Annotated in this window: 22 protein-coding genes; 7 read left to right on the top strand and 15 right to left on the bottom strand. The window is 72.0% G+C overall.

All coding sequences use genetic code 11. The features are described 5' to 3' along the window. Positions 1-51 precede the first annotated feature (51 nt). The 9 genes from ACH34Q_RS28845 to ACH34Q_RS28805 all read right to left on the bottom strand — a co-directional run bounded on the left by ACH34Q_RS28845 (position 52) and on the right by ACH34Q_RS28805 (position 11,377). On the bottom strand, positions 52-624 hold the full coding sequence (locus tag ACH34Q_RS28845) for a hypothetical protein (RefSeq protein ID WP_395986222.1): 573 nt from the start codon (positions 622-624) through the stop codon (positions 52-54). After that, positions 621-1,775 (bottom strand): hypothetical protein, encoded by a 1,155-nt coding sequence (locus ACH34Q_RS28840; protein WP_395986221.1) that lies wholly within the window; start codon positions 1,773-1,775, stop codon positions 621-623. The genes ACH34Q_RS28845 and ACH34Q_RS28840 overlap by 4 nt, the downstream gene beginning before the upstream one ends. Continuing rightward, a complete protein-coding gene (locus tag ACH34Q_RS28835) occupies positions 1,775-4,459 on the bottom strand; it encodes a hypothetical protein (protein WP_395986220.1) in 2,685 nt (894 codons plus the stop codon). Before ACH34Q_RS28835 ends, ACH34Q_RS28840 begins: the two co-directional genes overlap by 1 nt. Beyond that, a complete protein-coding gene (locus tag ACH34Q_RS28830; protein WP_395986219.1) occupies positions 4,456-5,880 on the bottom strand; it encodes a hypothetical protein in 1,425 nt (474 codons plus the stop codon). Before ACH34Q_RS28830 ends, ACH34Q_RS28835 begins: the two co-directional genes overlap by 4 nt. Positions 5,881-5,882: 2 nt before the next feature. Continuing rightward, positions 5,883-7,007, bottom strand: coding sequence for a hypothetical protein (locus tag ACH34Q_RS28825; protein WP_395986218.1), 1,125 nt, complete (start codon positions 7,005-7,007; stop codon positions 5,883-5,885). 164 nt (positions 7,008-7,171) lie between these two features. Next, on the bottom strand, positions 7,172-8,827 hold the full coding sequence (locus ACH34Q_RS28820; protein ID WP_395986217.1) for a penicillin-binding transpeptidase domain-containing protein: 1,656 nt from the start codon (positions 8,825-8,827) through the stop codon (positions 7,172-7,174). Between the two features lie 245 nt (positions 8,828-9,072). Then, positions 9,073-10,101, bottom strand: coding sequence for an ABC transporter permease subunit (locus tag ACH34Q_RS28815; RefSeq protein ID WP_395986216.1), 1,029 nt, complete (start codon positions 10,099-10,101; stop codon positions 9,073-9,075). Further along, the gene (locus ACH34Q_RS28810) at positions 10,098-10,988 is read right to left on the bottom strand and encodes an ABC transporter ATP-binding protein (RefSeq protein ID WP_395986215.1); all 891 of its coding nucleotides are present in this window, start codon (positions 10,986-10,988) and stop codon (positions 10,098-10,100) included. Before ACH34Q_RS28810 ends, ACH34Q_RS28815 begins: the two co-directional genes overlap by 4 nt. Further along, complete coding sequence (locus tag ACH34Q_RS28805; RefSeq protein ID WP_395986214.1) at positions 10,985-11,377, bottom strand: GntR family transcriptional regulator; 393 nt, start codon at positions 11,375-11,377, stop codon at positions 10,985-10,987. Before ACH34Q_RS28805 ends, ACH34Q_RS28810 begins: the two co-directional genes overlap by 4 nt. Positions 11,378-11,619: 242 nt before the next feature. On the opposite strand from ACH34Q_RS28805, the gene ACH34Q_RS28800 reads away from it, so the two are divergent. The 3 genes from ACH34Q_RS28800 to ACH34Q_RS28790 all read left to right on the top strand — a co-directional run bounded on the left by ACH34Q_RS28800 (position 11,620) and on the right by ACH34Q_RS28790 (position 13,805). Next, positions 11,620-12,426, top strand: a complete 807-nt coding sequence (locus ACH34Q_RS28800; protein ID WP_395986213.1) for a lytic polysaccharide monooxygenase — start codon at positions 11,620-11,622, stop codon at positions 12,424-12,426. Beyond that, positions 12,411-13,034: a DUF305 domain-containing protein gene (locus ACH34Q_RS28795; protein WP_395986212.1), complete on the top strand. Its 624-nt coding sequence runs from the start codon at positions 12,411-12,413 to the stop codon at positions 13,032-13,034. The genes ACH34Q_RS28800 and ACH34Q_RS28795 overlap by 16 nt, the downstream gene beginning before the upstream one ends. A gap of 75 nt (positions 13,035-13,109) precedes the next feature. After that, positions 13,110-13,805 carry a response regulator transcription factor gene (locus ACH34Q_RS28790; protein ID WP_395986211.1) on the top strand — a complete coding sequence of 232 codons (696 nt, stop codon included), beginning with the start codon at positions 13,110-13,112 and terminating at the stop codon, positions 13,803-13,805. A 28-nt stretch (positions 13,806-13,833) separates the two neighbouring features. On the opposite strand, the gene ACH34Q_RS28785 is transcribed toward ACH34Q_RS28790, so the two are convergent. Beyond that, on the bottom strand, positions 13,834-14,352 hold the full coding sequence (locus tag ACH34Q_RS28785; protein ID WP_395986210.1) for a hypothetical protein: 519 nt from the start codon (positions 14,350-14,352) through the stop codon (positions 13,834-13,836). Positions 14,353-14,468: 116 nt separating this feature from the next. Here ACH34Q_RS28785 and ACH34Q_RS28780 point away from each other — a divergent pair, with 116 nt between their 5' ends. Continuing rightward, the gene (locus ACH34Q_RS28780) at positions 14,469-15,827 is read left to right on the top strand and encodes a sensor histidine kinase (RefSeq protein ID WP_395986209.1); all 1,359 of its coding nucleotides are present in this window, start codon (positions 14,469-14,471) and stop codon (positions 15,825-15,827) included. A 69-nt stretch (positions 15,828-15,896) separates the two neighbouring features. Here ACH34Q_RS28780 and ACH34Q_RS28775 read toward each other — a convergent pair whose 3' ends face one another. After that, positions 15,897-16,232 carry a hypothetical protein gene (locus tag ACH34Q_RS28775; RefSeq protein WP_395986208.1) on the bottom strand — a complete coding sequence of 112 codons (336 nt, stop codon included), beginning with the start codon at positions 16,230-16,232 and terminating at the stop codon, positions 15,897-15,899. A gap of 181 nt (positions 16,233-16,413) precedes the next feature. Continuing rightward, positions 16,414-17,409, bottom strand: a complete 996-nt coding sequence (locus ACH34Q_RS28770) for an adenylate/guanylate cyclase domain-containing protein (RefSeq protein WP_395986207.1) — start codon at positions 17,407-17,409, stop codon at positions 16,414-16,416. Positions 17,410-17,539: 130 nt separating this feature from the next. Between ACH34Q_RS28770 and ACH34Q_RS28765 the strand changes: the two genes are divergently transcribed. Beyond that, positions 17,540-18,319 carry a MerR family transcriptional regulator gene (locus ACH34Q_RS28765; protein ID WP_395986206.1) on the top strand — a complete coding sequence of 260 codons (780 nt, stop codon included), beginning with the start codon at positions 17,540-17,542 and terminating at the stop codon, positions 18,317-18,319. A gap of 166 nt (positions 18,320-18,485) precedes the next feature. On the opposite strand, the gene ACH34Q_RS28760 is transcribed toward ACH34Q_RS28765, so the two are convergent. From ACH34Q_RS28760 to ACH34Q_RS28750, 3 genes are all read right to left on the bottom strand, one after another. Further along, entirely contained in the window at positions 18,486-20,249 is a 1,764-nt protein-coding gene (locus ACH34Q_RS28760; RefSeq protein ID WP_395986205.1) for a sigma-70 family RNA polymerase sigma factor, read from the bottom strand. A gap of 258 nt (positions 20,250-20,507) precedes the next feature. Next, positions 20,508-22,130, bottom strand: a complete 1,623-nt coding sequence (locus tag ACH34Q_RS28755) for a long-chain fatty acid--CoA ligase (RefSeq protein ID WP_395986204.1) — start codon at positions 22,128-22,130, stop codon at positions 20,508-20,510. Positions 22,131-22,535: 405 nt separating this feature from the next. After that, entirely contained in the window at positions 22,536-23,057 is a 522-nt protein-coding gene (locus ACH34Q_RS28750) for a SigE family RNA polymerase sigma factor (protein ID WP_395986203.1), read from the bottom strand. Between the two features lie 306 nt (positions 23,058-23,363). On the opposite strand from ACH34Q_RS28750, the gene ACH34Q_RS28745 reads away from it, so the two are divergent. Beyond that, the gene (locus ACH34Q_RS28745) at positions 23,364-24,395 is read left to right on the top strand and encodes a hypothetical protein (RefSeq protein ID WP_395986202.1); all 1,032 of its coding nucleotides are present in this window, start codon (positions 23,364-23,366) and stop codon (positions 24,393-24,395) included. Positions 24,396-24,398: 3 nt separating this feature from the next. Beyond that, positions 24,399-25,244 carry a MauE/DoxX family redox-associated membrane protein gene (locus ACH34Q_RS28740; protein ID WP_395986201.1) on the top strand — a complete coding sequence of 282 codons (846 nt, stop codon included), beginning with the start codon at positions 24,399-24,401 and terminating at the stop codon, positions 25,242-25,244. Positions 25,245-25,286 lie beyond the last annotated feature (42 nt).

Here is a 25,286-nt window from a genome sequence, read left to right as displayed (position 1 = left end):
CGTGTCGATCGGTTCTGGTGGTCAGTCAGCCGGTGCTCGGCAGCCGGCCGGTCAGTTCTGGTAGAAGAAGACGATGAGCTGGACCGAGCCGTTGCCCTGGCCGCCGGTCCAGGCCGCCCGGTAGATGGCCTGGCGGAAGCGGGGGTTGCCGGCCTTGATCGCGGTCGCCGCGTTCTTGCCGAGGCGGACGCCGCTGCCGGTGTCGTTCCTGGCGCCGTAGACGAGGAAGAAGCCGACCTGCAGGTTCTGCTTGAGCATCGCGTCGCACTTGGCGCGGCCCTCGGCGTCCCGCATCGCCGGACCGTGCAGCCAGGACGGATGCTTCCGGTGCAGGGTCTGCTCCACCTTGGTCACCAGGTCGGCGCGGGCGCCGTCGCTGCCTCCGATCAGCCCCGCCGCCTCCACCGGGATCATGAACTCGCAGAAGTCCTGGCCGAGCACGCGCGGCCCGGCCGGCGACGGCTTCTTCTCGTCCGGGGTCCCGGTGGTGAGCTGGGCCCGGGGCTGCACCGCCATCGCGACCAGGAACAGCACGAGCATCAGGTCGGCGAACAGCCAGCCGGCCAGATGGGACGCACCGAAGCGGGAGGTCCGCCGGGGCCGCCGGGACGTACGCCGGCTCACCGCAGCGCACCGCCGTCGACGCCGCGCACGTAGGCGATGAACTCGCGCGAGTCGGCGACCAGCTCCTCCAGCCGTTCGAGTGCCGTGCCCAGCCGGTCGGTGCCCGCGGCGAGCCGGGCCGCCGAGCCGGAGATCAGCTCGTTGCCGGCGTCCTGGTAGTGCCGGACGGTGTCGGCGTGGTCGGTGGTGGCCAGCGTCGCCCGCTCGACCTGCGTGACCATGGCGGAGAGTTCCGCGCGCAGCTCGCGCTGCCCCGCCGCGATGTCGTCCTGCAGGGCCCGGAACGCCTCCAGGGTCTCGCCGGGCGCCTGCATCGCCTCGAGCGCCCGCTCGAGTGCGGCGGACTTGTCGATCCAGGCCCGCAGGGCCTCCTCGATCCGCTGGCCGGTGCTGCTCTCCAGCGCGGCGCGCATCTCGTCGGCGGTGGTCGCGAGCCGGCCGATGAGCCCGCCGATGCTGGACTCCATCTGGCGGACCAGCGAGCTGAGGTCCCGGTACGTGACCTGGCCGTCCGCCGTACCGGTGAGCAGGTGGGACGCCAGCGCCAGGTCCTGGGTGATCTGCAGGCGCTCGGCCTCGTAGCGGGGACGGTCGAGCCGGTTCTCGCACGCGTTCACCGCCATGGCGAACACGATCACCACCAGGACGGTGATGACGACCCACCAGGCGGTCCGCGACAGCGGGTCGAAGTCCTGGACGCCCCGGGCGATGTGGTCGGGCCTGAACGAGCCGGCCTGCCAGCCGAGCAGGAACGAGGCCTCGCTGCCGACCTTGCCGTAGGCGATGAGGGCGTCGTGCAGCTTCCACCAGGTGACCAGGATCGGGACGAAGACGAGCACGTCACGCAGCATCCGTGTCCAGAACAGCACCAGTTCCAGCCAGCGCGGCGGCGGCGGGTCGGGCAGCAGTGCCTCGGCCGGGTAGGCGGCGACGAGATCGGTGGCCGGTGGCGGCGGCCGCCCGTTCGCGGGATCGAGGTCGTCGGCCAGCCGCTTCAGCAGGACCGGGCCGGTCGCGGTCGTCCCGAGCGAGCGTTTCAGCGCCTCGTCGGCGTACCCGGCGAACCGTTCGCTGATGAGGCTCAGTTCCGTGTCCCGGGTGAGCCGGTCGGGTGACGGACCGGTGACGGCCGGGGCCGATCCAGTGGTCATCAGGGGCTCTGTCCTGTCGTCGGTTCCGGGGTTCGGTCGCCGGTGGGTGTCGCGCTATCGGTGCCGGTGGGTGTCGCCCGGTCGGTCTTGGTGGGCGGTGCGGCCGGCACGGTCACGGTCACGGTCGGGACCACCGCCCCCTCGCCGGGCGGGTCGTCCTCGGAACCGCCACTGAAGATCAGGTAGCAGGCCAGCAGGGCCACCGCGAGGCCGACGATCCCCACGCTGATGAGGACGTTGCGGTCCAGGTCCGCCACGAAGGCCAGGGCCCTGTTCCGGTCGTCCGGGACGGGCTCCTTCTCGTCGGACGGGAAGCGGTCAGGCTGGTCGCCCGGGTGCGTACCGCCGTTCGAGCCGACCAGTCCGCCACCTGGAAGCGAGTACTGCAGGCTCGGTGGGGTGCCGGTCGGCGCGGAGGCCAGGCCGGAACGGTCCTGTTGGGGTACGGCGGGCAGCGGCCGTGGGGCCTCGGCGCGCTTGACCTCGACCGCCCGGTGATGCGGGACGCGCAGCGCCCGTTCGGCCGCACCGCTGGACAGGCCTGCCGCTGCCGACCGCCGGTGTTGCTCGTCGAGCAGGACGGGCAGCACCGCTTCCTCACTGGCTGCGTCCAACACGGCCCACACGAACGACGGCGGCCCTCCCAGGGCCAGCAGTTCCCTGACCTGGGGAACGGTCAGGCCCGCTCCGTTCCCCGCCGCCCGGTCGCCCTGCCCGTAAGCGGCTCTGAGGAGGATCGTGTAGGCGATGAAGCGACGCTCGGGTACGGCCCCCCAGGCCGACTCGACCATCTCGGACAGGAAGTGGTGCGCGATCAGCACGGCGTGGTTCGCGGAGCGCTCGGCGATGCCAGGCGGGCGAGAGTTCAGCAGGTTGCAGACGGTCTGGAGCAAGCCCGGCTGTCCGGGCCGGTCGGCGAGCCCCGTGATCAGATCGGTACTGGAGAAGCGGTCGAGCAGCTCTTCCATGACCGCCGACGGAGCGTTCAGGCCGAAGGCGTGCGCCGCGATCTGGAAGACGAGGGCGCGCTCCTGGACCACGGCGGCCACCGCCAGCCAGGGCCGGAACTCCGTCGCCGCCGCGTCGACCGGCATCGCTGCCAGCACCGGCCCCACATCGCCGATCGGGGCACCGTAGGCCAGGTACAGGACGGTCCGGTAGAGCTGGGTCTCCTCGTCGGCCATCGCGTCGCCGGCCGTGACGAGCAGGTGGATCGTCTCGTGGAACATCCCGGTCTCGGCGAGCAGCGCGCGGACCCGCTCGTCCCCCGCCTGGTCACGCGCGCGGCGCCACCGGTCGAAGGCGACGTCCACGAAGTGCCGGGCGGCACCGGTACGGCCGGCCGGAGCCAGCTGCGCGACCCAGCGCAGCACGTCGGCGGGCGGCATGCCGGCCAGCACCGAGCGGATGGTGGCATCGGTCGTCAGATCGACGTCGAACCAGAGCGCGAAGTACACCGCCGCGTACCGGTGCGTCGAGGTGACCTCCGACAGGCCGGCGAACCAGTCCACGAGGACGCGCGCCGCCTCGTCGGGCGGGGTGCCCAGCCGCCGCGCCGCCTGCGCCAGGTGATCCGGTGCCTCCGACACCTCACCGGCGTGCGCCAGGTACCGTTCCGCCGCGATGCCGCGCAGCGTCCGGCCGGCGTTCGCCAGCCCCTGCGGCGGGGCGGCGGCCCAGCGGTGCAGCCGTTCGGTGAGCGCCGCCACGTCGGCGTGCCTCAGTTCGGCCCGCAGCCGTTCCTGCCCGGACGGCCCGTCCAGGTGCCGGTGGGCGTCCTCGTCCAGCGTTCCGGCGAGCGCGCGGTCGATGAGGTCCAGGACGGTGCTCGCCCGCTGGTGCTCGGTCTCCGCCCAGTCCAGCAGCGCGGCCGGGTCCGCCAGCGGTGACCGCGGCGGGGTCAGCGACTCGGGCCGCAGGTCGGCGAGCAGTCCGGCGGCCCGGTCGAGGCGCGGATCGCCGGCGGCCTCGGTGGTCAGCGGCGTACGGTCGCGCCGGGCGTCGTCCCGGGCCAGCACCAGCAGCCGTGGCCGCGCCTCGGCCCGGGTGACCTCGGCGCCCAGCATCATCGTCCACGGTTCCTTGCCCGCCACCCCGTCCAGCCGGCGGACGAGCCCGGCGACCAGGTCGAGGTCCGCGGGCGAGATGTCCGCCAGGTAGCGGTCGGCGGGCGCCGCGATCGCCCCGGCCAGCAGGCCGGCCAGCGGCTCGCGCCGTACCGCCAGCGCGTCCAGTCCCGGGCCGGCCTCGGCCCAGAGCTCGGCGGCGTCCAGGACGGGCAGCGACGCGGGCAGGCCGGGGAGCAGCTCCGGAGTGATCCACTTCGGCCAGCGGTGCAGGCCGAGCGCCAGCCGGGCGTCGACCGCCTCGGCGGGGCCGACCAGCGCGTGCACCATCTGGGAGACGCGGCCGTTCGGGTCCCGGGCCGGCAGCAACCGCAGCACGGCGCCCTGGTCGCCGCGCCGGCCCAGCCGCAGCGCGCCCAGCGCGACACACTCGGCGCCGCCTTGATGCCACTGCCCGACGGCCACGTCGCCGCCGACGAGGCGTTCGTTCCAGCCCCGCAGGCCGTCCGGGTCCAGCGACGTCGCCACCGGGCCGAGGCCGCTGCCGCCGATGAGCAGCCGGTCCGACCAGACGAAGACGATCTGGTCGACCCGGACGGCCGGGTTCGGGCTCCTCATGACGCCTCCGGTCCGGTTCCCAGGCTCTCTCGGGGGAGCACGCCCTTCATCGCCAGCAGGGACAGCAGCGGGCGGAGCACCCGCTGGCGGCGGAACGACTTCTCGGGGTACTCGCCGTTCTGTGCCTCGACGCCGGTGGCCGAGGCGAAGTGCAGCGTGGAGTCCGCGAACTTCTGGACGGGGACGAGCCAGGACCCCGCCCCGCGCGACTTGAGGAAGGCGTAGGCGTCCTCGGACTCCTGCTCGACCGTGTGCAGGTCCAGGTCGTCCCGGCGGCCGAGCCACTGGTCGACCTCCTTGAACACGCGCAGCGTGTCGGACTTGGCGATCACCATGGCGGCGGGGACCGGCAGGAACTCCCGGCCGCGCTCGGGATGGACGTGGTCGAGATGGGAGAGCACCGCGGTGAACCCGGGGTCACCGGTGCGCCGGCCGTGCTTGACGTCGAGGTCGGAGCCGTCCGCCACGAAGATCAGTGCGTCCGCGATGGCCATGAACGGGGTGGACACGGCGGTGTCCCCGCGGCTGAAGATCTCGCCGGCCACATCGAAGATCAGCAGCGCGTACTTCTCGCCGGTGTGCCCGCTGGTGATCCGGTACGCGCAGCTGAACTCCGGACTCCTGGCGAGCCGGGTCTGCGGCAGCAGCTTGCGGTCGTTCAGCAGGCCGAGCTGGTTGCGGGCGAACAGCTCCCCCTGCAGCCGGGGGTTCAGCGGCAGCACGTCGAGACCATGGGAGATCTTGAGCGCGGACTGGCCGAGCTCCTCCATCATCGCCCACAGCAGGTGCGACTTGCCCGACCCGGTCTTGCCGACCAGGCCGACGATCAGCGTCTTCATGCTGCCGAGCGAGGCGGGGATGAAGTGGTCTTCCTCGGTGGTCTCGCAGACCCGCCAGGCGTCCATGGTGCGGTTGCGCCAGCGGCTCTCGCTCTCGTCCGGCTCCGGATGCAGCGCGATCTCGTCCCCGCCGGCGTCGCGGTTCACCAGCGGGGCGCTGTCCCAGTCGAAGTCGCTGAGGCAGTACGGGCACACCATCGTCCGGCCCGCGGGATCGTCCGGCGGCCCCTCCTCGCGTGGCCGGTGCGAGGATCCCGCCGTGACCGGCCGGGGACGGTCGTCGGGCGGTGCCGGGCCCGGCTCCTCGGACGGCGAGGTCGAGGGCGGCTCCGTGGCGGTCTCGTCCGTCAAGAGGGGCTCGCCCGTCAAAAGGGGCTCGCCCGTCAAGCGGTACGACGGGAGGTCCGGAGGGAGCGGGCCGCTCTCCGGGTACGGAATCGCCGGGGCGGAGGGGGACGTGAGCGTCGTGTCCGCGAGCGCGCCGTCCGGGGGCGTGCCGTCCGGTGCGGACGGCGGCATGGCGTAGGGCGGCCCGTCGGGCTTGGGCGGCATCTTCGGGCGCGGCGCCTCGGGATCGCTCATGGTCACCTCACCACCAGGACGACGACAACGATGATGAGCACGACGAGCGCACCGGCGAGGAGCGACGGCCACGAGCAGCCGCCGTTCGGGGACTGCTGCTGCGGCGCGGATCGTCCCGGCGTCCAGGCGGGCGTGCCGGACCCGGCCGCCGGCCGGAGGGCGGACCGGCTGGCCTGGCGAAACTCCCGCTGCTGCCGGCGCAGCTCGCGGAACTCGCTGCGGTGGGCGTGGTCCTGGGCCTGGCGCTCGTCCCTGGCCGCGCCTGGCGGGGCGGCGGTACGGGCAGCGGGCGAGCCGACCGGTACGGGCCCGTCCTGCGTGGTCGTGGACCGCTGGGACGCGGACGCCTGAGACGTGGCCGCATGTGGTTCGGACTTCGGGCGGCTCTGCCAGAGCCGGTTCACCACTCCCTCAGGGGCGGGGTGCTCACCGGGACGGGCATGCAGCGCCGGTTCGAGGGCACCGGCGAGGCCTGGATCGATCTGCGCGAGTTCCTCGACCATGGCCGCGGGCTCACCGCCGCCGGTACGGCCGGTGGCGAGGCGGTGGAGCAGCCGCGCCGCGGCGTGGACGTCGGAGACGTCGCTGACCGGGAGCCCGGTGGGCGACCCCAGCGCGGACCCGCTCAGCGCCGCGCCCGTGCCGAGCGGCTCCACGTGGCCCAGTTCCTGGAGTTCGATGTTCAGTCCGTCCCAGAACACGCTGTCGGCCGAGACGGCCCGGTGCGCGAAGCCGAGATCGGCGAGTGCGGCGAGCGCACCGAACAGGTCGCGCGCCGCCCGGGTGAGCTGGGCGGCATCGAGCCGGAGGCCGGCCTCGCATCGGGAGATCGGCGCGCCGCGCCGCGTGACCAGGAGGCAGACCGGGTCCCGTGCCGTCTCGAAACCCAGCAGCCGGCCGAACGCGGTGTGCCGCCCGCCGAACCGGTCGTAGGCCTCCGCCTCGCGCCGCAGCACCTTGATGCCGGCGGGCGGCAGGGCGGACTTGAGCAGGCTGTCACGGTCGCCGGTCCTGCCGTGGCGATGGCTGAACAGCGCGTCCTCGTACTGGAGGCCACCTGGAACGAACCGGAGTTCGACCCGACCGGAATGACCGAAGGACTCCTGCAGGACGAACGTCTCTTCCACCGGCCCCCGCCCGCCCAGCGTCAAATGGTGATCACTGAGCCCTATATTTACGGCATTACCGGAAAGTAGCTCAAGTTAGCCACGAGCATAGTTATGCACGGATTTTGTGGGGCGTGCCGTGGGGCCGGCGGGGGTGGTGAACGTCGATCCGATTCCGTTCCAGGTCAGAGACCGCGCAGGAACTTGGCCGCGACAGGGGCCGCGGCGCCGGCGCCCGTGCCGCCGTCCTCGACGATGACCGCGAACGCGACATCGCCCCGGTAGCCGATGAACCAGGCGTGCGTGGGCGGTTCCTCGCCGGCCTCGGCGGTCCCGAACTCGGCCGTTCCCGTCTTCCCGGCCGTACCGGCGGGGAAGCTGACCTTCGAGGCGGTGCCCTCGCTGACCACGGCGGGCATCAGGGTCTGCAGCGCCTTCCTCACCGCCGGCTCCAGTTCGTGCGGCGCTTCGGGCTTGCGGCCCTTCGCGTCCACGGCCTGCGAGGCGAGCGCGGCGTCGACGAGGCGCGGTGAACGCCACGTTCCGTTCGCGGCCGCCGCGGCGACGCCCGCCATGTTCAGTGGGCTGGTCAGCACCTCGCCCTGGCCGAACGAGGCGGACGCGAGCGCGGTGTCGTCCTTGGTGTCGGGGAACGAGGCGCGCACGGCGGGCAGCCCGGCGATGATCGGGGCGTTGAAGCCGAACTGGGTCGCCACCTCCGCCAGCCGCTTCTGGTCGAGCCGGTCCACGGTCTGCCGCGCCATGGTGGTGTTGCAGGAGTGCGCGAACGCGTCCTTGAACGGGACGGTCCCGAACGCCTCGTTCCCGGCGTTCTTGAACGTCCGGCCGCCGATGCTGGTGGTGGCGGGGCAGCCGACGGGGCTGTTCACGCTCAGCCCGCCCGCGACCAGCGCGGCCGCCGTGACCACCTTGAACGTCGAGCCGGGCGGGTAGCGGCCCATCAGCGCGCGGTTGTAGCCGCCGGGCTTGTTGGCGACCGCGAGGATCTCGCCCGTGGACGGCTTGAGCGCCACCATCGAGGCGGGCTTGTCCACGTCGGCGAGCGCGTCCCCCGCCGCCTTCTGCACCTGGAGATCGAGGGTGGTCTTCAGCGGCTGCCCCTCGGTTCCCCCGAACCGCTGGATCGTCTTGACCACGGCATCGTCCGCTCCGACGATCTGCACGGCCATCGCGGGCGTGCCCGCGAGCCTGCGCTCGTACTGGCGCTGCAGTCCTTCGGTGCCCACGCTGTCGCCCTGGCGGTACGGGGCGCCGATCTTCTTGGCGTCCTCGGCCGAGGCGGGGCCGACCGGCCCGGCGATCTGCTGGACCGAACCGGAGGAGGAGGCGCCCAGGTCGCTGCCGTCGGCGGCCTGGATCGCGGCGCGGTCCGGCCAGGCCATGCTGGAGCGCAGCCGCTGTCCCTCGCTCAGTTCCGGGTAGAGCACCCGCGGCGACCACGACACGCGCCACTCGCCGTCGCGCTCGACGAACGGCAGCGTCCCCTCGTACGACCAGGTGCGGTTCCCCGGCAGCGTGAACGCGGCGTGGTACGAGCCGCCGGCCTCGCCGTCCTTGGGGTCACCGACCGAGCTGACCGTGAACCGCTGCTGTACGGCGCCGAGGTCGTCGCGCATCTTGGTAACGCGCTGGTCGAAGTCGGCGGGCGGGCCGTCGACCAGGGCGCGCATGGCGGCGGTGTCCCCGCGCTGCCAGGCGGCCAGGTACTTCTCCGCGGTGTCCCTGGGCCCGTCTCCGGAACGGAGGAACCAGAAGATCCCCGCCCCCGCGAGCACGGCCAGGACCGTGACGGCCACGATGATGGCGTGCGGTTTACGCATCCAATCCCCCTATGTCCCCGAATCGTCCCTAGGAGACCACCTGACCGGCGCGATGTCCAAGACGGATATCACGGTGACATCGATATGGATGTCCATATCGATGCAGGTGGGGGGTGTTGCGTCGAGGAGAGGGCCGGCGTGGGGCGTGGGCGGTGTCACCTGGCCATCGTTCCCACGCCGAGCGGGTCCGAACGGAACGTCCCGGCCGTACGGCAAGCGCCGTACGGCCGGGACGAGGCGTTCGATCAGGACACGCGGCGGCGGATCCACCAGAAGCAGAAGCCCGCGAGACCGATGGAGAGGCCGGCGTAGACCCCCGTCTCGACCCATTGGAAGGCCCAGAATCGGCCGTCGGCATGGTAGCTGACCTGCTGCCGGTACCCGAGCCGCTTGATCTCGGCGAGGCACGCCTCGGGGGGCTCCCCGGGCGGCCCCGCGGCCGGTACGCAGGGCCCGGACGAGAAGGTCAGGGGGACCGTGTCGACCGCACGGCCGGACGCGTCGACGGTCTGGTTGGTCAGGACCCAGGCGCGGGGCTGGGGGGCCGCCACATGCACCTGGATCGGGGCGTCGTCGCCCTCTGCCATGAACCCCCTCAGGTTCGAGTTGCTGATCACGACGGTCGACGTGCTCGCCGGGAGGAGGTGCGGCCGGACCAGCATCGGCATGGCGACCTGCACGGCGACGAAGAGGGCCACGGTGATCGCCATGGCGGGCACGGTGCGGCGTACCACCATCCCGATGGTCACGCCGAGCACGAAGGCGAACGCCGCGTGGCCCATGGGAACGATGCCGCGCGCGTCGAACATCACGGGTGAGAGCCGGACGAAGTCGCTGTCCGCGACCCCGTCCAGCGGGCTGGACCACCAGGTCACCGCGAGGCTGCCCAGCCCGGCGACGGCCATGGCTGCCAGGCCGATGAGGGCGAGCTTGACCATCAGCCAGCGGGACCGGGTGACGCTCTGGTTCCACACCAGCCGGTGCGTACCGGCCTCCAGTTCGCGGGCGATCAGGGGCGCGCCCCAGAAGAGCCCGATGAGCGCCGGCAGCACCAGCACGACGGCCACCAGAGCCAGGAACGCCTTCTGGTTGGCGCCGAAGAAGTCGCTGGCGAAGTCCGTGCAGTCGCCCGTACCGGAGCACATCGCGATCCCGGCGGCGTACTCGTCGGCCAGGCTCGGGCCCGTGATCGCCAGGGTGATCGCCAGGACCGCGAGGGCGGCGCCCGCCACCGCGGCCTGGGTACGGAACTGGCGCCAGGTCAGCCAGATCATCGCAGGACCTCCAGTGCCGGCCGGGTGCCGGTGTCGCCGCGCTTCTCCATGTAGGCCAGGACGAGGTCCTCCAGGCCGATCTGGCTGACGGTCCACGCGGGGTCGTGGATCGGGGCGTCGGTACGGACGAGCAGGGTCGACTGCCGGTCGGTATGGCTGGCGGAGACGACGTACTGATCGGCCGGCAGCGTCGCGGGATCCCGGCGGGCACCGGTGAGCCGGTGGTGGCCGGCCAGCAGGTCCTCCACCTCGCCCGCCACCTGGACGCGCGAGCCGACGAGCACGATCAGGTAGTCGCAGACCCGTTCCAGGTCCGACACCAGGTGCGAGGAGAGCACCACGCTGAGCCCGTGCTCGGCGACGGCCTCCATCAGGCTCTGCATGAACTCGCGGCGGGCGAGCGGGTCGAGCGCGGCGACCGGCTCGTCCAGGATCAGCAGCTCGGGCCGCTTGGCGATGCCCAGAGTGAGCGCGAGTTGGGCGCGCTGCCCGCCGGACAGCTTCCGCGCCCGCAGCGAAGGGTCGAGGTCGAGCCGTTCGATCCGTTCGCGTGCGAGTGCGGCGTCCCAGCCGGGGTTGAGGCGGGCGCCGAGCTTCAGGTGCTCGTCAATGCTCAGGCCGGCGTAGGTGGGCGTCTCCTGGGCGACGAAACCGACCTTGCGCATGTGGTCCGGGTCGCTGCCCGGACGGTCGCCGAGGACCTCGATGCTCCCCGAGGTCGGCATCAGCTGCCCGGCGGCCAGGCTCAGCAAGGTGGTCTTGCCCGCGCCGTTCGGGCCGACGAGGCCCACGACATGCCCTGCCGGGATCTCCAGGTCGCAGTCGGCCAGCGCCCAGCGCTTCCGGTACTTCTTGCCCAGACCTCGGGCCCTCACGACGGCGGTCACGCTATGTCCTCCTGAGCGGCGGTCCGAAAGGTCGTCATGAACAACGCCTCGATGCTCTCGTCGTCGAGCCCGGCCATCCGGGCCTTGGTCAGCCAGCGCCGCAGGTCCTGCCGCAGCGGTCCGTGCGCCGCGAGCGAGGCGTCGGCCAGCGTCGCGGTCACGAACGTCCCCACACCCGGCCGCGCACCGACCAGGCCCTCGTGCTCCAGCTCCCGGTACGCCTTCAGCACCGTGTTGGGGTTGATGGCGACCTGCGCCACCACGTCCTTCACCGTCGGAAGCTGGTCCCCTTCCCGCAGCAGCCCCAGCCGCAGCGCGTGCCGTACCTGGCGGACCAGCTGCAGGTACGGCGAGACGCCCGAGCGGGCGTCCAGATGGAACTCGATCATCGGGACCTCATTTATCTAGATAGGTAGTACTTTAGTACCCTAGAGGGGCACGATGTCAACCATCGGGGACGCGGCCGCCGTCCCGGGAAGGGGCGCGCGGGCGTGGCCCGCCGGAACGTTGATGATCACTTCTGAGGTTGTTAAGGCGGCTTTAGGGAACGTGTCGTTACCGTCCTGAGCGCGATCACGGCTACCGGACTCCCGGCGGCCGACCACCCCCCGACACCCCTGGGACGGTCTGTATGCGCAGGTCAATCGCCTATCCACTCGCGGTCGTCGCGGCCGCCGGATCGACGGTCGCCGTCGCCGGTCCCGCATCGGCGCACGGCTACATCTCCTCGCCGCCGAGCCGGCAGGCGCTGTGCGCGCAGGGCGCGGTACCCGACTGCGGCCCCATCCAGTTCGAGCCGCAGAGCGTCGAAGGCCCGAAGGGCCTGCGCAACTGCCACGCGAACATCCCCCAGTTCGCGGTGCTGTCGGACGAGAGCCGCAACTGGCCGGCGAAGGCCGTCGGGACGAACGTGTCCTTCAGGTGGACGCTCACCGCGCGCCACCGCACCAGCACCTGGGAGTACTACGTCGGAGGCACCCGCGTGGCCGTCTTCGACGACGGCAACCAGCAGCCGAACTCGGTCGTGACGCACCAGGTCGATCTCAGCAAGTTCCCGGGCGAGCGCACCGTCCTGGCGGTGTGGAACATCGGCGACACCCCGATGGCGTTCTACAACTGCGTCGACCTGAACGTCGGCGGCGGCTCCGGGACGACGCCACCCACCACCCCGCCCACGACGGCTCCGCCCACCACCGCCCCGTCGACGCGGCCGACGCCGTCCAGCTCGCCCACCACCCGGCCGTCGACGCGGCCGACGTCGGCGCGGCCCACACCGACCGGCGCGCCCGCGCCCGGCGCGGCCTGGAAGCCGGGCGTGACGTACCGGGTCGGCGACGAGGTCACCTACAACGGCGTCCGGTACCGCTGCCGCCAGGCCCACACGACGATCCGCAGCTGGGAGCCGCCGTACACCCTCGCCCTGTGGCTGCCGCTGTGAGCGCCCGTCCCACGTACCGCCGTGCGCTGCCGGCACTCCTCGTACCCCTGCTGCTGACGGCGTGCGGCACCGGCCACGGGCAGCACGGTCAGCATGGGGCGACCAAGCCGGCGAGCGCCGCCTCCGCCGCGCCGGCCGCCGCCGGCTACAACGACGACGATGTGATGTTCCTGCAGATGATGATCGCGCATCACCGGCAGGGGCTGGAGATGGTTCGCCTGGCGGCCGGCCGAGCCCAGCGCGACGACGTACGCCGGCTGGCCTCGGCCGTCACGGTGACGCAGGCCGACGAGGTGAAGACGATGAGCTCCCGGCTGGTCGCGTGGTCGAAGCCGACCACGACCGACCACGCACCGGGCGCCCACGCCGACCACGGCGGGATGCCCGCCACCGGGGCCAAGGAGATCAAGGCCCTGGCACAGACCAAGGGCGCCGAGTTCGAGCCCGCGTTCCTCAACCTCTTCGTCGCCCACCAGCACAACGCGGTGAAGATGGCCAAGACGGAGCGGAGCAAGGGCGGCGACCCCGAGACCAAGGCGTTCGCCAAGCGGGTCGAGGAATCCCGGACCGACCAGATCCGGCAGATGCTCGGTCTGCTCAACGGCTGAGGCCCGGTGGGCGGCGACCATGCCAGGTAACCGATTCCCGATTTCGGACGGCTCATAATGGGTTACTGTCCGACGGTGGCTGTGGTGCTGTTGGTCGAGGATGACGACGATGTCCGGCATGCGCTGCTGCGGGAACTGCGGGATCTGGGGCACACCGTACGCAGCGTGAGCCGGGCACTGGAGGCACTGCGGGAAGTGGCCGCGGACGCCCCCGACGTGGTCGTCCTGGATCTCGGGCTGCCCGACCTGGACGGCGGCGAGGCACTGAAGATGCTGCGCGCGGTCTCGGACGTACCGGTGATCGTGGCGACGGCCAGGGACGGCGAGCAGGAGATCATCCGCCTGCTGCGATCGGGTGCCGACGACTATCTGGTCAAGCCCTTTTCGGCCGGTCACCTGCACGCGCGCGTCGAGGCGGTGCTCCGGCGGGCACGGACGGTGCCCCGGCAGCAGCTGCTGATGGTGGGGGCACTGCACGTCGACATCGAACGGCGGCAGGCGAGACTGGACGGCACTCCCCTGCACCTGTCGCGCAAGGAGTTCGACATGCTGGCGTTCCTCGCCCGCAACGCCGACCGGGTCGTGACCCGGCGGGAACTGCTGGCCGAGGTGTGGCAGCAGCCGTACGGGGACGACCAGACCATCGACGTGCACCTGTCCTGGCTGCGCCGCAAACTGGGCGACCGCGCCGCCGCACCCCGCTACCTGCACACCGTACGAGGCGTAGGCGTGATGCTGACAGCGCCAAAGCAACCAGCCGAGCCCGAGTGACGGACCGGGCCTGAGCAACTGTGCCGGGTCAGTACTCGTAGATCTGGACCATCGGCGGGTGCCCGTTCCAGGTGGCGAACACCGCCGAGCCGTGGACACCGTCGGTCAGATCGACGCGCAGCCATTCGTCGTTCCGCCACACCTTGGCCTGGAAGCCGCTGTTGGGCGAGGCCGACACCAGCCGCGCCGAGTCGGCGGACATTTCCAGCACCACGCGTCCGGACTTGACCACGTAGGTGCGCACCCGCCCGCTCGGTGCACGCGGGGACGCGGATCGCCGGGCGGTGGGCTTGGTGGTGGACCGGTCCCCCGGCTCGGAGCGTGCCGGGGACGGGGACGAGGACGGGTCGGGTTCGCTGGAGGTGGTGGGTTCGGGCGAGGGACCCGAGGTCGGCGGCCGTCCCTGCCGGACCGGGGCCTCGGCGGCCAGGTCGGGAGTGGCGAGGGCGGTCCCGCGCATCGCGTCGCCCACGCCCGCCCAGCTGATCGCCATACCGGCGGCCGTGGTGGCGATCCAGGCCGCCAGAAATCCGATTCGCACCCGCACGGGCCTCATGATCGCCACCCCATCATCGCCATAAGAGAATATCTTTCGCTTTCTACGTGATCGCCGCACGACCGATGAGCCATCGGTGCGGCGCGACGGACCTGAGGGGATGCGGGATGAGAGGTGCGCTGGCGCGCATCGCCACGGCCGTCACGGCGATGGTGGCGCTGTCGTTCGTCATCCCGCTGGGGCTGCTGAACGGCCAGATGGCGCGTGACCGGGCACTGACGGCGGCCGAGCGGCAGGCCGCCTCGCTCGTACCGGTGCTGACCGTGACCCGCGACCCGGCCGCGCTGACCGCGGCGGTCGGTTCGGTCCCCGCCGGAGCGGCGGGCCGGCTGGCACTGCATCTGGCCACCGGTGAGGTGCTGGGGTCCCCGCACGCCCCGCGCGCCGACCTGGCCGCGGCGCGGCGGCAGGGCCGCACCTCCACCGTCGCGGCACCGGGCGGAGGGACGGTCCTGCTGCGCCCCGTCCTGCTGGAGACCGGGACCCTGGCCGTCATCGAGGTGTACGTACCGCAGGGTGAACTGGAACGGGGCGTCGTCAGGTCCTGGCTGATCCTCATCCTGGTGGCGCTCGCGCTGGTGCTGGTCTCGGTGGCGATGGCCGACCGGCTGGCCCTCCGGGTCGTCCGGGCCGCCGACCGGCTCGGGCACGCGGTGACCAGCGTCGCCGCGGGAGACCTCGCGGTGCGCGTCGATCCGCAGGGACCGGCGGAGCTGCGCGCGACCGGCGAGGCGTTCAACCACATGGCCGACCGGCTCGCCGGGTTGCTGGCGGCCGAACGGGAGGCGGGCGCCGACCTGTCGCACCGGTTGCGGACACCGCTGACGGCCCTGCGGGTCAACCTCGACGGGCTGGCCTCCCACCCCGGCGATCCGGGCCGGCTGACGCAGAGCCAGGACGCGCTGGAACGGCTGGAGACCGCGATCGACGACATCATCGACACCGCCCGGCGGCCCGCCGGAACGTCCGGCACGGCGGCGGTGGGCTGCGACGTCGCCGCCGTGATCCGCGGGCGGCTGCACTTCTGGTCGGCGCTGGCCGAGGACCAGGACCGCGGCTGGGATCTGGCCGGCGCCGACGGGCCCGTACCGGTCCCGGTCCCCGAGGCCGACCTGGCCGCCGCCGTGGACGCGCTGCTGGGCAACATCTTCCGGCACACCTCGCACGGCACCGCCTTCCGCCTCACCGTCCATCGCGGCCGGCACTCCACCGGCCTGCTTTTCGGCGACGCCGGTCCCGGAATCGCCGATGTCGAGGCGGCGCTGCGGCGCGGTGCCAGCGGCGCCGGGTCCACCGGGCTGGGCCTGGACATCGCCCGGCGGCTGGCCGAGTCCACCGGCGGATCGCTGCGCGTCGGCACCTCCTCGCTGGGCGGCGCCCAGATCGAACTGTGGCTGCGCACCGCTCCCCGCCCGACCTCGCGGCGCACCGCACGCCGCAACGGACGCCGGACCGGACGCCACTGACCAGCAGTACGCACGCCCCGGTCCGCGTTACTCACCCAACGGCAGTACGTACGCCCGTGCCCGCGATCCTCACCCCAACGGCAGCACCGCGACGACGAGTGAGGTGACGGCCAGCGCGCCGTTCACCAGCCAGACCGCGTTCGCGCACCGGCGCAACCTGATGACGACCGGCGCCGAGGCCGCGTCCACCGCGTGCCTGGGTCCGGAGGCGGGGCCGGGACCACCGAGCCGCCCGCGCCGGCCGGAACGGTGCGCCCCCGCGCCACCGTTCCCGGCGAGGTGGTGCAGGGTCAGCCGGTACGTTCCGGTTCGCCGCCTCCGCCTCCGCCTGCCACGGCCGTGGGCGCGGCCACCTGGCCGGGAACCGCCCGGCGACGTGGTCGAGGCGCCCCCTCGTCCCGCCATCAGCACCACCGCCCCGCGCGTTAAGCCATTCTTTGACCGCCACGCACATTACCGGGATCTGTCGCGCGAAAAACTCCACCGAAACACTAAAGCCACCGTCTTATGCAAGATTTAAGAAAACGGTGAAAGGACCTTAAGAGCGAATCGATGGGTGCGTTGCCCGGCCGGAGGGGCTCGGCCGTCAGGTGTGGCGGCGGAGGACGCGGATGCGGACCTTGCCCAGGCCCTGGAGGGTACGGGGGCGCAGCGAGGACACGTCGTACGCGGCGGGCGGCAGGGCCGAGGCCAGACCCGTGTCGGACAGGACCGTTCCGGGGTGGGCGACGGAGGTGAGGCGGGCGGCCAGGTTCACGGGGGTACCGAAGACGTCGCCAAGGCGGAATATGACCTCGCCGTAGGCCAGCCCGACGCGGACCCGGGGGAAGTCGGAATCCTGTTCGGAGAATTCGGCGACGCGCAGGCCGATCTCGGCGGCGGCGGCCGGCTCCTCGGCGACGAACATCACCTCGTCGCCGAGCGTCTTCACCACCCGCCCGCCCTCTTCGGCGACGATGCCGGTGACCGTGGTCTCGAACCGTTCCACGAAGTCGGCCAGCTCCTTGCCCTCCATCTGCCGGCTCATCCGGGTGAACGAGACGATGTCGGCGAAGCCGGCGGCCAGCCGGGCGACGCCCGCGGCGGGGTCGGCGGTCGCGGTGGCGGTGGAGGCGGCCGCGCGCATCCCGGCGGCCGACAGCTGGCGCCGCCAGCCGTGCATCAGCAGGCGCTCGAACGCGGGACGCAGTTCCTCGGTGGCCTGCAGGGCGGCGATGACCGCTTCGGTGTTGAGCGGCTCGTCGGGCGGGAGCTGGTCGCTGAACGTCTGCAGCCAGACGTCGCCGAGCCAGCTGGCCAGCCGTCCCATCGTCTGCCCGACCGCGCGGGACAGCCGCAGCACCATCTCCTCGTCCACCAGTGCGTGGCCGAGCAGCCCCTTGATCTCGCGGAGCGCGGCCACGTCGCCGTCGGTGAACGCGACCTCGTCGTCGGGCGGGGCGGGGAAGCCGAGCGCCTGCCAGATACGGCGAGCGTTCTCGTCGGAGATCCCGGAGCGTTCCGCGACCTCTTTGCGGGTGTAGCGCAACGGGCCGCCGAGGAGGGTCTCCTCGATGTCGGGGGGCTCCGGGGTATCCGCCATGACCACCTCTATGTGCCATCGGTCGATGTAACAATGGTGGCGCGTAAGATCAAAGCGGTCAAGGAACGGATCACCGCGGTCAACAGGACGCCCGCGGTGGTCGAGGACGACACAGACCGGCGGACGGGGCATGGCCGAGTACCGAATCGACGAGCTGGCGCACGCGGCGGGCAGCACGGTCCGCAACATCCGGGCGTACCAGGACCGCGGGCTGCTGCCACCGCCCCGGCTGGAGGGCAGGGTCGGGCTGTACGACGACTCCCACCTGGCGCGGCTCCGGCTGATCGGCAAGCTGCTCGGCCGCGGCTACACCTTCGCGATCATCAAGGATCTGCTCTCGGCCTGGGAGACCGGCAAGGACGTCGGCGAGGTGCTCGGGCTGGAGAAGGTGCTCACCGACCCGTGGTCGGACGAGATCCCCGGCACCGTCACCCTCGACGAGCTGCGCGCGGCGTTCAGCCCCGGCTCCGACGACGACGAGGTCGTCCGCGATCTGGAACGGACCGTCGAGATCGGCCTGATCGAGCCGGCCGGCGACCACTTCCGGGTGCCCAGCCCGCGGCTGCTGCACGTCGGCGCCGAGCTGGTCGCGGCCGGGATCCCGCTGGACGCGGTGCTCGACATCGCGGCCCAGATCCGCGACGACTGCGACGTGATCGCCGGACGGTTCGTCGACCTCGTCCGCGAGCACGTCTTCCAGCGGCTGGACGGCGAGTCCGCGCTGAGCGGCGAGGACGTCTCCGAGATCGCCGCGATGGTACGGCGGATGCGCCCGCTGGTGAAGATGGTCGTCGACCCGTTCATCGCGCGGGCCATGGAGACCCGGGTGCAGGCCGCCCTCGGCACCGAGCTGGAGCAGATCCGCGACCACCTGGCGGCCGAGACCGCCACCTCCGCCGCAGAGGCCTGAGCGCCTTTCAAAGTGGCCTCAGCCACCACGCGAGCGCGCTACCTGCCCGGTGAGGCAATGCCGAAGGCGAGCCTCACCGGGCAGGTAGCGAAGCGATGTCGCGCTCGCCCAAGGCACGGTTGCGGTGCGAGCCGCTAGGCGAGCGCCGCAGGCCGGGGCTTAACAGCTAGAGCAACGAGGCTCCCCAGACGACGGCGACTTCGCGTGAGGCTCCGGTCTCGGCGTCGATGAACGTGACGGTGGCCTCGCCGGGCAGCTTGAGCAGCCCGCCCCGGAGCGTGATCGTCACGTCCATCTCGCCGTTCTCGTCCAGGCCGCCCTGCGGATGCGAGACCGAGACCTCGGCGTCCGAGGCGACGGCGTTCCAGCTGACCGGGCCCTCCTGGGCGGTGAGCCGGACCCGCGCGGTCTTGGTGCCGTACAGCTCCACCTTGGCCGGGCTGACCCCCAGCGTCCCGGGCGGCGGCGCCGCCGGGGAGGTCGGCGCGGGAGAGCTCGGCGCGGGCGTGCCGGAGCCGTTCCGCTGCGGGGCGCCGGGACGGCCGTCGCTGCCCGGTGCCCGGGCCTGCGGGGGCGCTTGCGGGCCGGGGGTGGCGCCGTTGCGCTGCTCCGGGGTCTGCTCGGTGATCGAGGGCTGCGGCCGGGTCTGGAACGGCGGCCAGTAGATCGTGGGGCTGCCCAGCCCCGGGCCCATCAGCAGCGCGCCCAGCACGGCGGTGACCAGCGCTCCCGCCATGCCGCCGCCCGCGAACAGCCAGCGCCTGGTGAACGGGGACGGCATGTCGGGCTGGCTGGGCAGGCCGTCGGGCGTCAGGCCGCCGCCGCGAGCCGCGATGTCGGCCCGGTATCCGGCCAGTTCGGAGTCCGTCGCGGTATGGATCACCCGGTGCCGGAGCGCGGCGGGCAGGACGGGGGACGGGGCCAGCGCCAGCAGCGCCGCCGCGTACACGCCGGACCGGCGCTCGCACTCCGTGCAGTGGTGGCCGCCCGGCCACTTTGTCGTGGCGGTACGGCTCGCCGGTCGCCGCCCGCCAGGACGGGACCGGCAGGCGGGCCAGCGCGAGGCCGGCGGCGACCGTTGCGCCAGGACGGCCGAGGCCTGGCGCGAACGCGGCGGCCGGGAACCGTCGTCGGGTCCGGTGGCCGTGGTCTCTTCGACGGGAACCTCGGCGGCGGCCTGCTTCGCGGAGGCATCGCCGACGACGGTGCCGTCGGACTTCTCCTCGGCGACCCGTTCGGGGGCCGGTTCGGGGGCCCGTTCGGGGGCCGCGGGCCTCGCCCGGACTCCGGCGACGCAGCGTTCGGTGGCCAGCATGAGTTCGGTCTCGTACGCGGCGTCCAGCCGGGACCGCGACCGCGCCACCCGCGCCGCGGCCCGCCGGGGCGAGACGCCCAGGACGGTGCCGATCTCGGCGGGCAGCAGCCCGTGCCGTACGGCCAGCAGCAACGCCTCCTGCTCACCGATCTCCAGCCGCGCCAGCGAGGCTTCCAGCAGCCCGCGCAGTTCGGTGGAGGGCGGCAACTCGACATCGGGGCGCCGGCGGGCCCGGCCCTCGTCGCTCGCGTCGTCGGTACGGTCCGGCGCGCGCGCGGCTTCGGGGTACGGAGCTTCGCTGAAATCGACGTCCGGCTCCCAGAAGAGGACCCGGACCCGTCCGCGCTGGACGCACCGGCGCCGGGCCGCCCCGTACAGCCAGGAACGCAGCCGCACATGGTCGCGCATCCGGGGCGCGCGCCGGCAGGCGTCGATGAACGTGTCGTGCACGATGTCGGCGGCGTCCTTGTACTCACCCATCATGGACAGCGCGTAATCGTACAGCCGCTCAGCGTACGACTCGTAGAGAAGGGCGAGAGCACCATCGTCGCCTTCGTTCAACCCGTGGACCAACCGGCGGTCGGTCGCGGCGTCGAAAGAGGACCACTTGGGCATATGCGCTCCCCGCACCGGCATGTGGGAGACCCGCCCTCGCGGGGTCAGCTGAATATTCGGCCCATCTTGCATACACCCGACTGCCCCATCGGCACCACTTGATCCCTTGAAATCACGACGAAGGTGACTCTGGGGTGACACACCCCCACCCCTTCGTATTCATAGGGCCACCATGGAGTGGTGGCGCGGTGACGGCATGCCGTACGAACGGAATGGCGAAATGGTCGGGACGGCGAGGGGAACCGGCATATCCGCCCGTCAGTCCACTCGCTCGACGGCCAGCTCACCCTCGGCGTACCGGCGCCGCAGGACCTTCTTGTCGAACTTGCCGACGCTGGTCTTGGGTACCGCCTCGATGAACGACCAGCGCTCGGGAAGCTGCCACTTCGGAATCCGGCCGGAGAGGAACTCGCGAAGCGCTCCCGCGGTCACCGCCGCGCCCTCCCGTACGACCACCGAGGCCAGCGGCCGTTCCTGCCAGCGGTCGTCGGGAACCCCGACCACGGCCGCCTCCAGGATGTCCGGATGCGCCATCAGATGGTTTTCCAGCTCGACGGAGGAGATCCACTCCCCGCCCGACTTGATGACGTCCTTGGCCCGATCCGTCAGGACCAGATAGCCGTCCGGTGAAAGCGTCCCGACATCGCCGGTACGCAGCCAGCCGTCATGGAACTTCGCCGGGTCCTCGTCCAGGTAGTACGCCCCGGTGATCCACGGGCCCCGGATCTCGACCTCGCCGACCGCCTCGCCGTCCTCGGGCAGCACCACGTCGCCGTCGCCGACGATCCGCATCTCCAGCCCGGCCAGCACCCGGCCCTGCGACACCCGCGCCTGCCACGCCACGTCGCCCTCCGAGCCCACGGGCGGGTGCGCCATCGTGGCCACGGGCGAGGTCTCGGTCATGCCCCACGCCTGGACGATCCGTACCCCGATCTCGTCGAAGCCCCGCATCAGCGCCGCCGGCACCGCCGAGCCGCCGCACGGCACCATCCGCAGCGAGCTGAGGTCCGCGCCGTGCTCCTGTACGTGGCGCAGCAGGTCCGCCCAGATCGTCGGCACCGCGCCCGCGATCGTGGGCCGCTCGGCCTCGATCAGCCGGGCCAGCGGCTCCGCCTGCAGGAACCGGTCCGGCATGACCAGCGAGGCGCCCGCCATCATCGCCGCGTACGGCATGCCCCAGGCGTTGGCGTGGAACATCGGCACCACCGGAAGCACCCGGTCCGCCGCGTCCATCGCCAGCGAGTTGCCCGTGCAGATCGCCATCGAGTGCAGGTACGCCGAGCGGTGCGAGTACACGACGCCCTTGGGGTTGCCCGTGGTGCCGCTGGTGTAGCACATGGCGGCCGCCGACCGTTCGTCGATCTCCGGCCAGTCGAACGTGGCGGGCGCGGCGGCGAGCAGTTCCTCGTACGAGTGCAGCTCCTTGCCGGCCGCCTCCAGCGGCGCCGTGTCGCCGTCCCCGACCACGACCACGTGCCGGACCGTCTTCAGCTGGTCCAGTACGGGCGCCAGCAGCGGGATCAGCGAACCGTCGACGAGGACGACCTGGTCCTCGGCATGGTTGGCGATGTAGACCAGCTGATCAGGGAAGAGCCGCAGGTTGAGGGTGTGCAGCACGGCCCCCATCGAGGGGACCGCGAGGTACGCCTCCAGATGCTCGGCGTTGTTCCACATGAACGTGGCCACCCGCTGGTCACCGTCCACGCCCAGCCCGCGCAGCGCCCCGGCCAGCCGGGCGGCCCGTTCACCGAGCTCGGCATAGGACCGCCGCCGGGTCCCCTCGCCCGTCCAGGTCACGACCTCGCTCCCGCCGAAGACCCCCGTACCGAAGCGCATGATCGAAGTGATGGTCAGCGGGAAGTCCTGCATCGTGCTCCACATGGCGCGCGCCTCCAGCTCGGTGGATCCTCAGACCGGATTCTGGCCCGTCCGGTACTGCCATGTCAGTACTCGCCACCCCATTTTTATCAATACGGGCCCAATCGCCACCTTCCCGGCATCTCCGGGCGCGCACCGGCCTCCCTCCGGCGTCGTACGGCGTCGCACGACAGAAGCCGAGAGGCCACTTGTACGGGGAGCCTGCCCGGCCTTGAACGCGGGAGCCGTGCGACTCGTACGCGGGGGCCGTGCGACTCGTACGTGGGAGTACGTCCGAGCCATACGCGGGCGGCCGAGGGGTGCACGGGCGAGGCCAGTGCCGGGACTCACGACCAGCAGGAAGCCCTGCCCACACGAAACGGCACCCGGAAAAGGCGAGACAGTTGGGCCTATCGGAATTCGACTGAATTATGGGCGTTGGGGCGGAATGCCGGGGAAGTCGGCTTCCAGGCCGGCATCGTCGCGGAGTTTGGCCATGGCGCGGGAGACCGTGCTCTTGACGGTGCCGATGCTGACGCCGAGCACATCGGCGATCTCGGCTTCCGGCATGTCCTCGTAATAGCGCAGAATCACCGCGAGGCGCTGCCGTTCGGGAAGCCGGTCGAGGGCGCGGCCGAGCACATCGTGCAACTCGCTGCGGCGCGTGTGATCGTCTACCGCCTGTTCGGGAAGATCATCCGTAGGATAGATCTCCAGTTTGCGCCGCCGCCACCAGGAGATCTGGGTATTGACCATGGCCCGGCGCACATAGCCGTCGATGGCGGAGCGATCCTGGATCCGATCCCAGGCCAGATAGGTCTTGGCCAGGGCGGCCTGCAGGAGATCCTCGGCCTCGGCCCGGTCGCCGGTGAGCTGGACGGCGGAGCGAAGCAGGACATGTCCGCGTTCCGTGACATAGTCGCGGAACTCGTCGTGCCGTGTCCTGTTCACGTCACCACCTTCAGGTCACCACCGGGCCAAGGGATTGGGGCCTCAGGCGGCCTGTTCGGATGCCGGATCGGCCGGCAAGATCCCGACGCTCTCGACGATCGCATGGGGACCGTAATTCCGGTCCATCAGAAATTACATATTCGGGTCAACCAGGGGATAATAATCAACCCGGGTAAAATAAAGGTCAACCACTGGCTGACTTATCGCGATAAATCCACTGACACCCGGGTCGCTCGGCGTTGACTCTTGACAGGCTGTCCTCACAGCAGTGGCCATGAGTTAAAAGATCGACGCCGGAGTGCCGCCATGCCGATCACCACCCACCGTCATGGAACGGGGCGCCGCCGATACCGGGAGGTCGTGCTCGGTGCGTCCGCGCACCCGCGCGGCGAGCCCCCGGCGGTGCCGCGGCGGCCTTCGAACGTCGTGGCGGGAGTCGTCCTCGACGCCAGCCCTCATCTGCTGGTGCTGTCCACGGCGGACGGCGAGGTCCGGCTGCCGATGCTGCCCGGCACCACGATCTGGCACGGCGAGCGCGGGGGCCTCGCCGCGCTGAGGCCGGGTCGCGAGGTCATCGTCCGGCCGTCCGCCGACGGGCTCGGGGCCGCCCGGGTCTGGGTGGACATCGGCCGGGTGACCGGCACGATCCAGGCGTGCGGGAGGAACACCGTAGAGGTGGACATGGGTCCGCATCGCGGCCGTACCCATGTGGTGATCCCCCCGCACGCCCTCGGCCACGTCCTCGTCCGCCATCCGCGGCTCGAGCCCGGCTACCTGATCGACGTCATCTGCGTACGGTCCGCGGACGGCCCGATGGCGTTCCGGCCCGGTACGTCCCAGCCGGGACACCGCCCGGCCGACCTGGCCTCGCCTGAGCCGGGGGCCGCCGTTCCGGAGACGATGCACGGCACGGCCACCTGGTTCGGCGGCGCCACGTACGAGCCCCGGCCGGGATCCGGCGGCGCGGGCATGGGCGGCGAGCGGCCGTTCACGCTGGCCGGGGAGGCCGGCGTCGCCTATCCGGCGGTGGATCCCGAGGGCGAGGCGGGCGGTTGCTCCGACGCTCCCTCGGGGTGCGTCGCGCTGCCCTACCTCTCGATCGGCAGCGACCTGGTCCTGCACAACTCGTGCGCGGACCGTTCCAGCGCGCTGCCCGTGATCGAGTGCGGGTGCATGGCGGCCCGCTTCTGCGACCGCTGCGTCACGTGCGACACCTCCCCGCGCGGGCGGCTCGGCGAGCTGACGCCCGCCGCGTTCGTGGCCCTTGGCGGCGATCTCGACAAGGGCTGCTTCAACACCGTCCTGCGCAACAGCGTTCCCCGGGCCGCGGAGGGCTGACCGATGACCGCGCACATCCAGAACGCGCAACTCCTGCTCCTGTCCGGCGTACTCCTCACCGCCTGCCTGGCCAAACTCCTGGTACGCGCCCCGGTCGCGGGGACGCCCGAGCACGTGCACGGCGTACCCGTCCCGGGACGCATCCGCGGGGCGACCGCGCTATGGCAGGGCCGGCGGGCGAGCGTGGGGCTGGGCCTCACCGAAGGCGCGCTCGGCCTCGCCCTGCTGGTCAGCTCGCACCTGTCGGTACGGCTGGCCACGACCGTCATGTTCGCCGCCGCCACCTGGATCGTGGGGGAGTTGCGCGTACGCCGGCCGGACACCGGTTGCGGCTGTTTCGGCGGGCTGAGCACCAGGCGTGTCGGCCGCCGCAGCGTGCTGCGCGCCATGCTGCTCACCGCCGTGGCCGTCACCTCACTGCCCGCGCCGCACGCGGGCTACGAGGCGCTGCTGGACGGGCCCGTCGACGTGGTCCTGGTCCTGCTGATCGAGCTGGCCGTGTTCGCCGCGCTCTCTCCCGAACTCTCCGTCCTGACCGACCGCGTCCGGCGGCTGCGTCCGGTGACCCCGTGCGAGCGCCGCCGCAGCCCGCTGTCCGAGACGTACGCGCGACTCCGCGCGAGCGAGGCCTGGACCGCCTCGGAGAACGCGATCACCAGCGCCGTCCCCCTGGACGTGTGGCGCGAGGCCTGCTGGCGTTTCGTCGTGTTTCCCGCGCACGTGGACGGACGCGACACCGAACTCGTCTTCGCCGTCTCGACCGCCGAACGGAGCCGTACCGTCCGCGTCGCCGCCGTACCGTCGACCGCCCCGGACCCAGACCGAGAACCCCTCACCGCCACCTTCTAACCCAGCCCCCCGGGCGCGGGGGGGGGGGGGGGGGGGGGGGCG

Origin of the sequence: Actinomadura sp. 9N407 (genome assembly GCF_044326315.1) — a bacterium.
Taxonomy (GTDB): domain Bacteria; phylum Actinomycetota; class Actinomycetes; order Streptosporangiales; family Streptosporangiaceae; genus Spirillospora.
The sequence above is the reverse complement of the archived record's forward strand: the minus strand, read 5'-3'. Positions and strand labels throughout refer to the sequence as shown.

Coding starts and splice junctions, on each gene's coding strand:
- ACH34Q_RS28770 (WP_395986207.1), bottom strand. CDS start 17,409: ATGGCGGATACCCCGGAGCCCCCCGACATCGAGGAGACCCTCCTCGGC.
- ACH34Q_RS28805 (WP_395986214.1), bottom strand. CDS start 11,377: ATGATCGAGTTCCATCTGGACGCCCGCTCGGGCGTCTCGCCGTACCTG.
- ACH34Q_RS28745 (WP_395986202.1), top strand. CDS start 23,364: ATGCCGATCACCACCCACCGTCATGGAACGGGGCGCCGCCGATACCGG.
- ACH34Q_RS28740 (WP_395986201.1), top strand. CDS start 24,399: ATGACCGCGCACATCCAGAACGCGCAACTCCTGCTCCTGTCCGGCGTA.
- ACH34Q_RS28830 (WP_395986219.1), bottom strand. CDS start 5,880: ATGAGCGATCCCGAGGCGCCGCGCCCGAAGATGCCGCCCAAGCCCGAC.
- ACH34Q_RS28800 (WP_395986213.1), top strand. CDS start 11,620: ATGCGCAGGTCAATCGCCTATCCACTCGCGGTCGTCGCGGCCGCCGGA.
- ACH34Q_RS28820 (WP_395986217.1), bottom strand. CDS start 8,827: ATGCGTAAACCGCACGCCATCATCGTGGCCGTCACGGTCCTGGCCGTG.
- ACH34Q_RS28775 (WP_395986208.1), bottom strand. CDS start 16,232: ATGGCGGGACGAGGGGGCGCCTCGACCACGTCGCCGGGCGGTTCCCGG.
- ACH34Q_RS28840 (WP_395986221.1), bottom strand. CDS start 1,775: ATGACCACTGGATCGGCCCCGGCCGTCACCGGTCCGTCACCCGACCGG.
- ACH34Q_RS28835 (WP_395986220.1), bottom strand. CDS start 4,459: ATGAGGAGCCCGAACCCGGCCGTCCGGGTCGACCAGATCGTCTTCGTC.
- ACH34Q_RS28755 (WP_395986204.1), bottom strand. CDS start 22,130: ATGTGGAGCACGATGCAGGACTTCCCGCTGACCATCACTTCGATCATG.
- ACH34Q_RS28815 (WP_395986216.1), bottom strand. CDS start 10,101: ATGATCTGGCTGACCTGGCGCCAGTTCCGTACCCAGGCCGCGGTGGCG.
- ACH34Q_RS28780 (WP_395986209.1), top strand. CDS start 14,469: ATGAGAGGTGCGCTGGCGCGCATCGCCACGGCCGTCACGGCGATGGTG.
- ACH34Q_RS28765 (WP_395986206.1), top strand. CDS start 17,540: ATGGCCGAGTACCGAATCGACGAGCTGGCGCACGCGGCGGGCAGCACG.
- ACH34Q_RS28760 (WP_395986205.1), bottom strand. CDS start 20,249: ATGCCCAAGTGGTCCTCTTTCGACGCCGCGACCGACCGCCGGTTGGTC.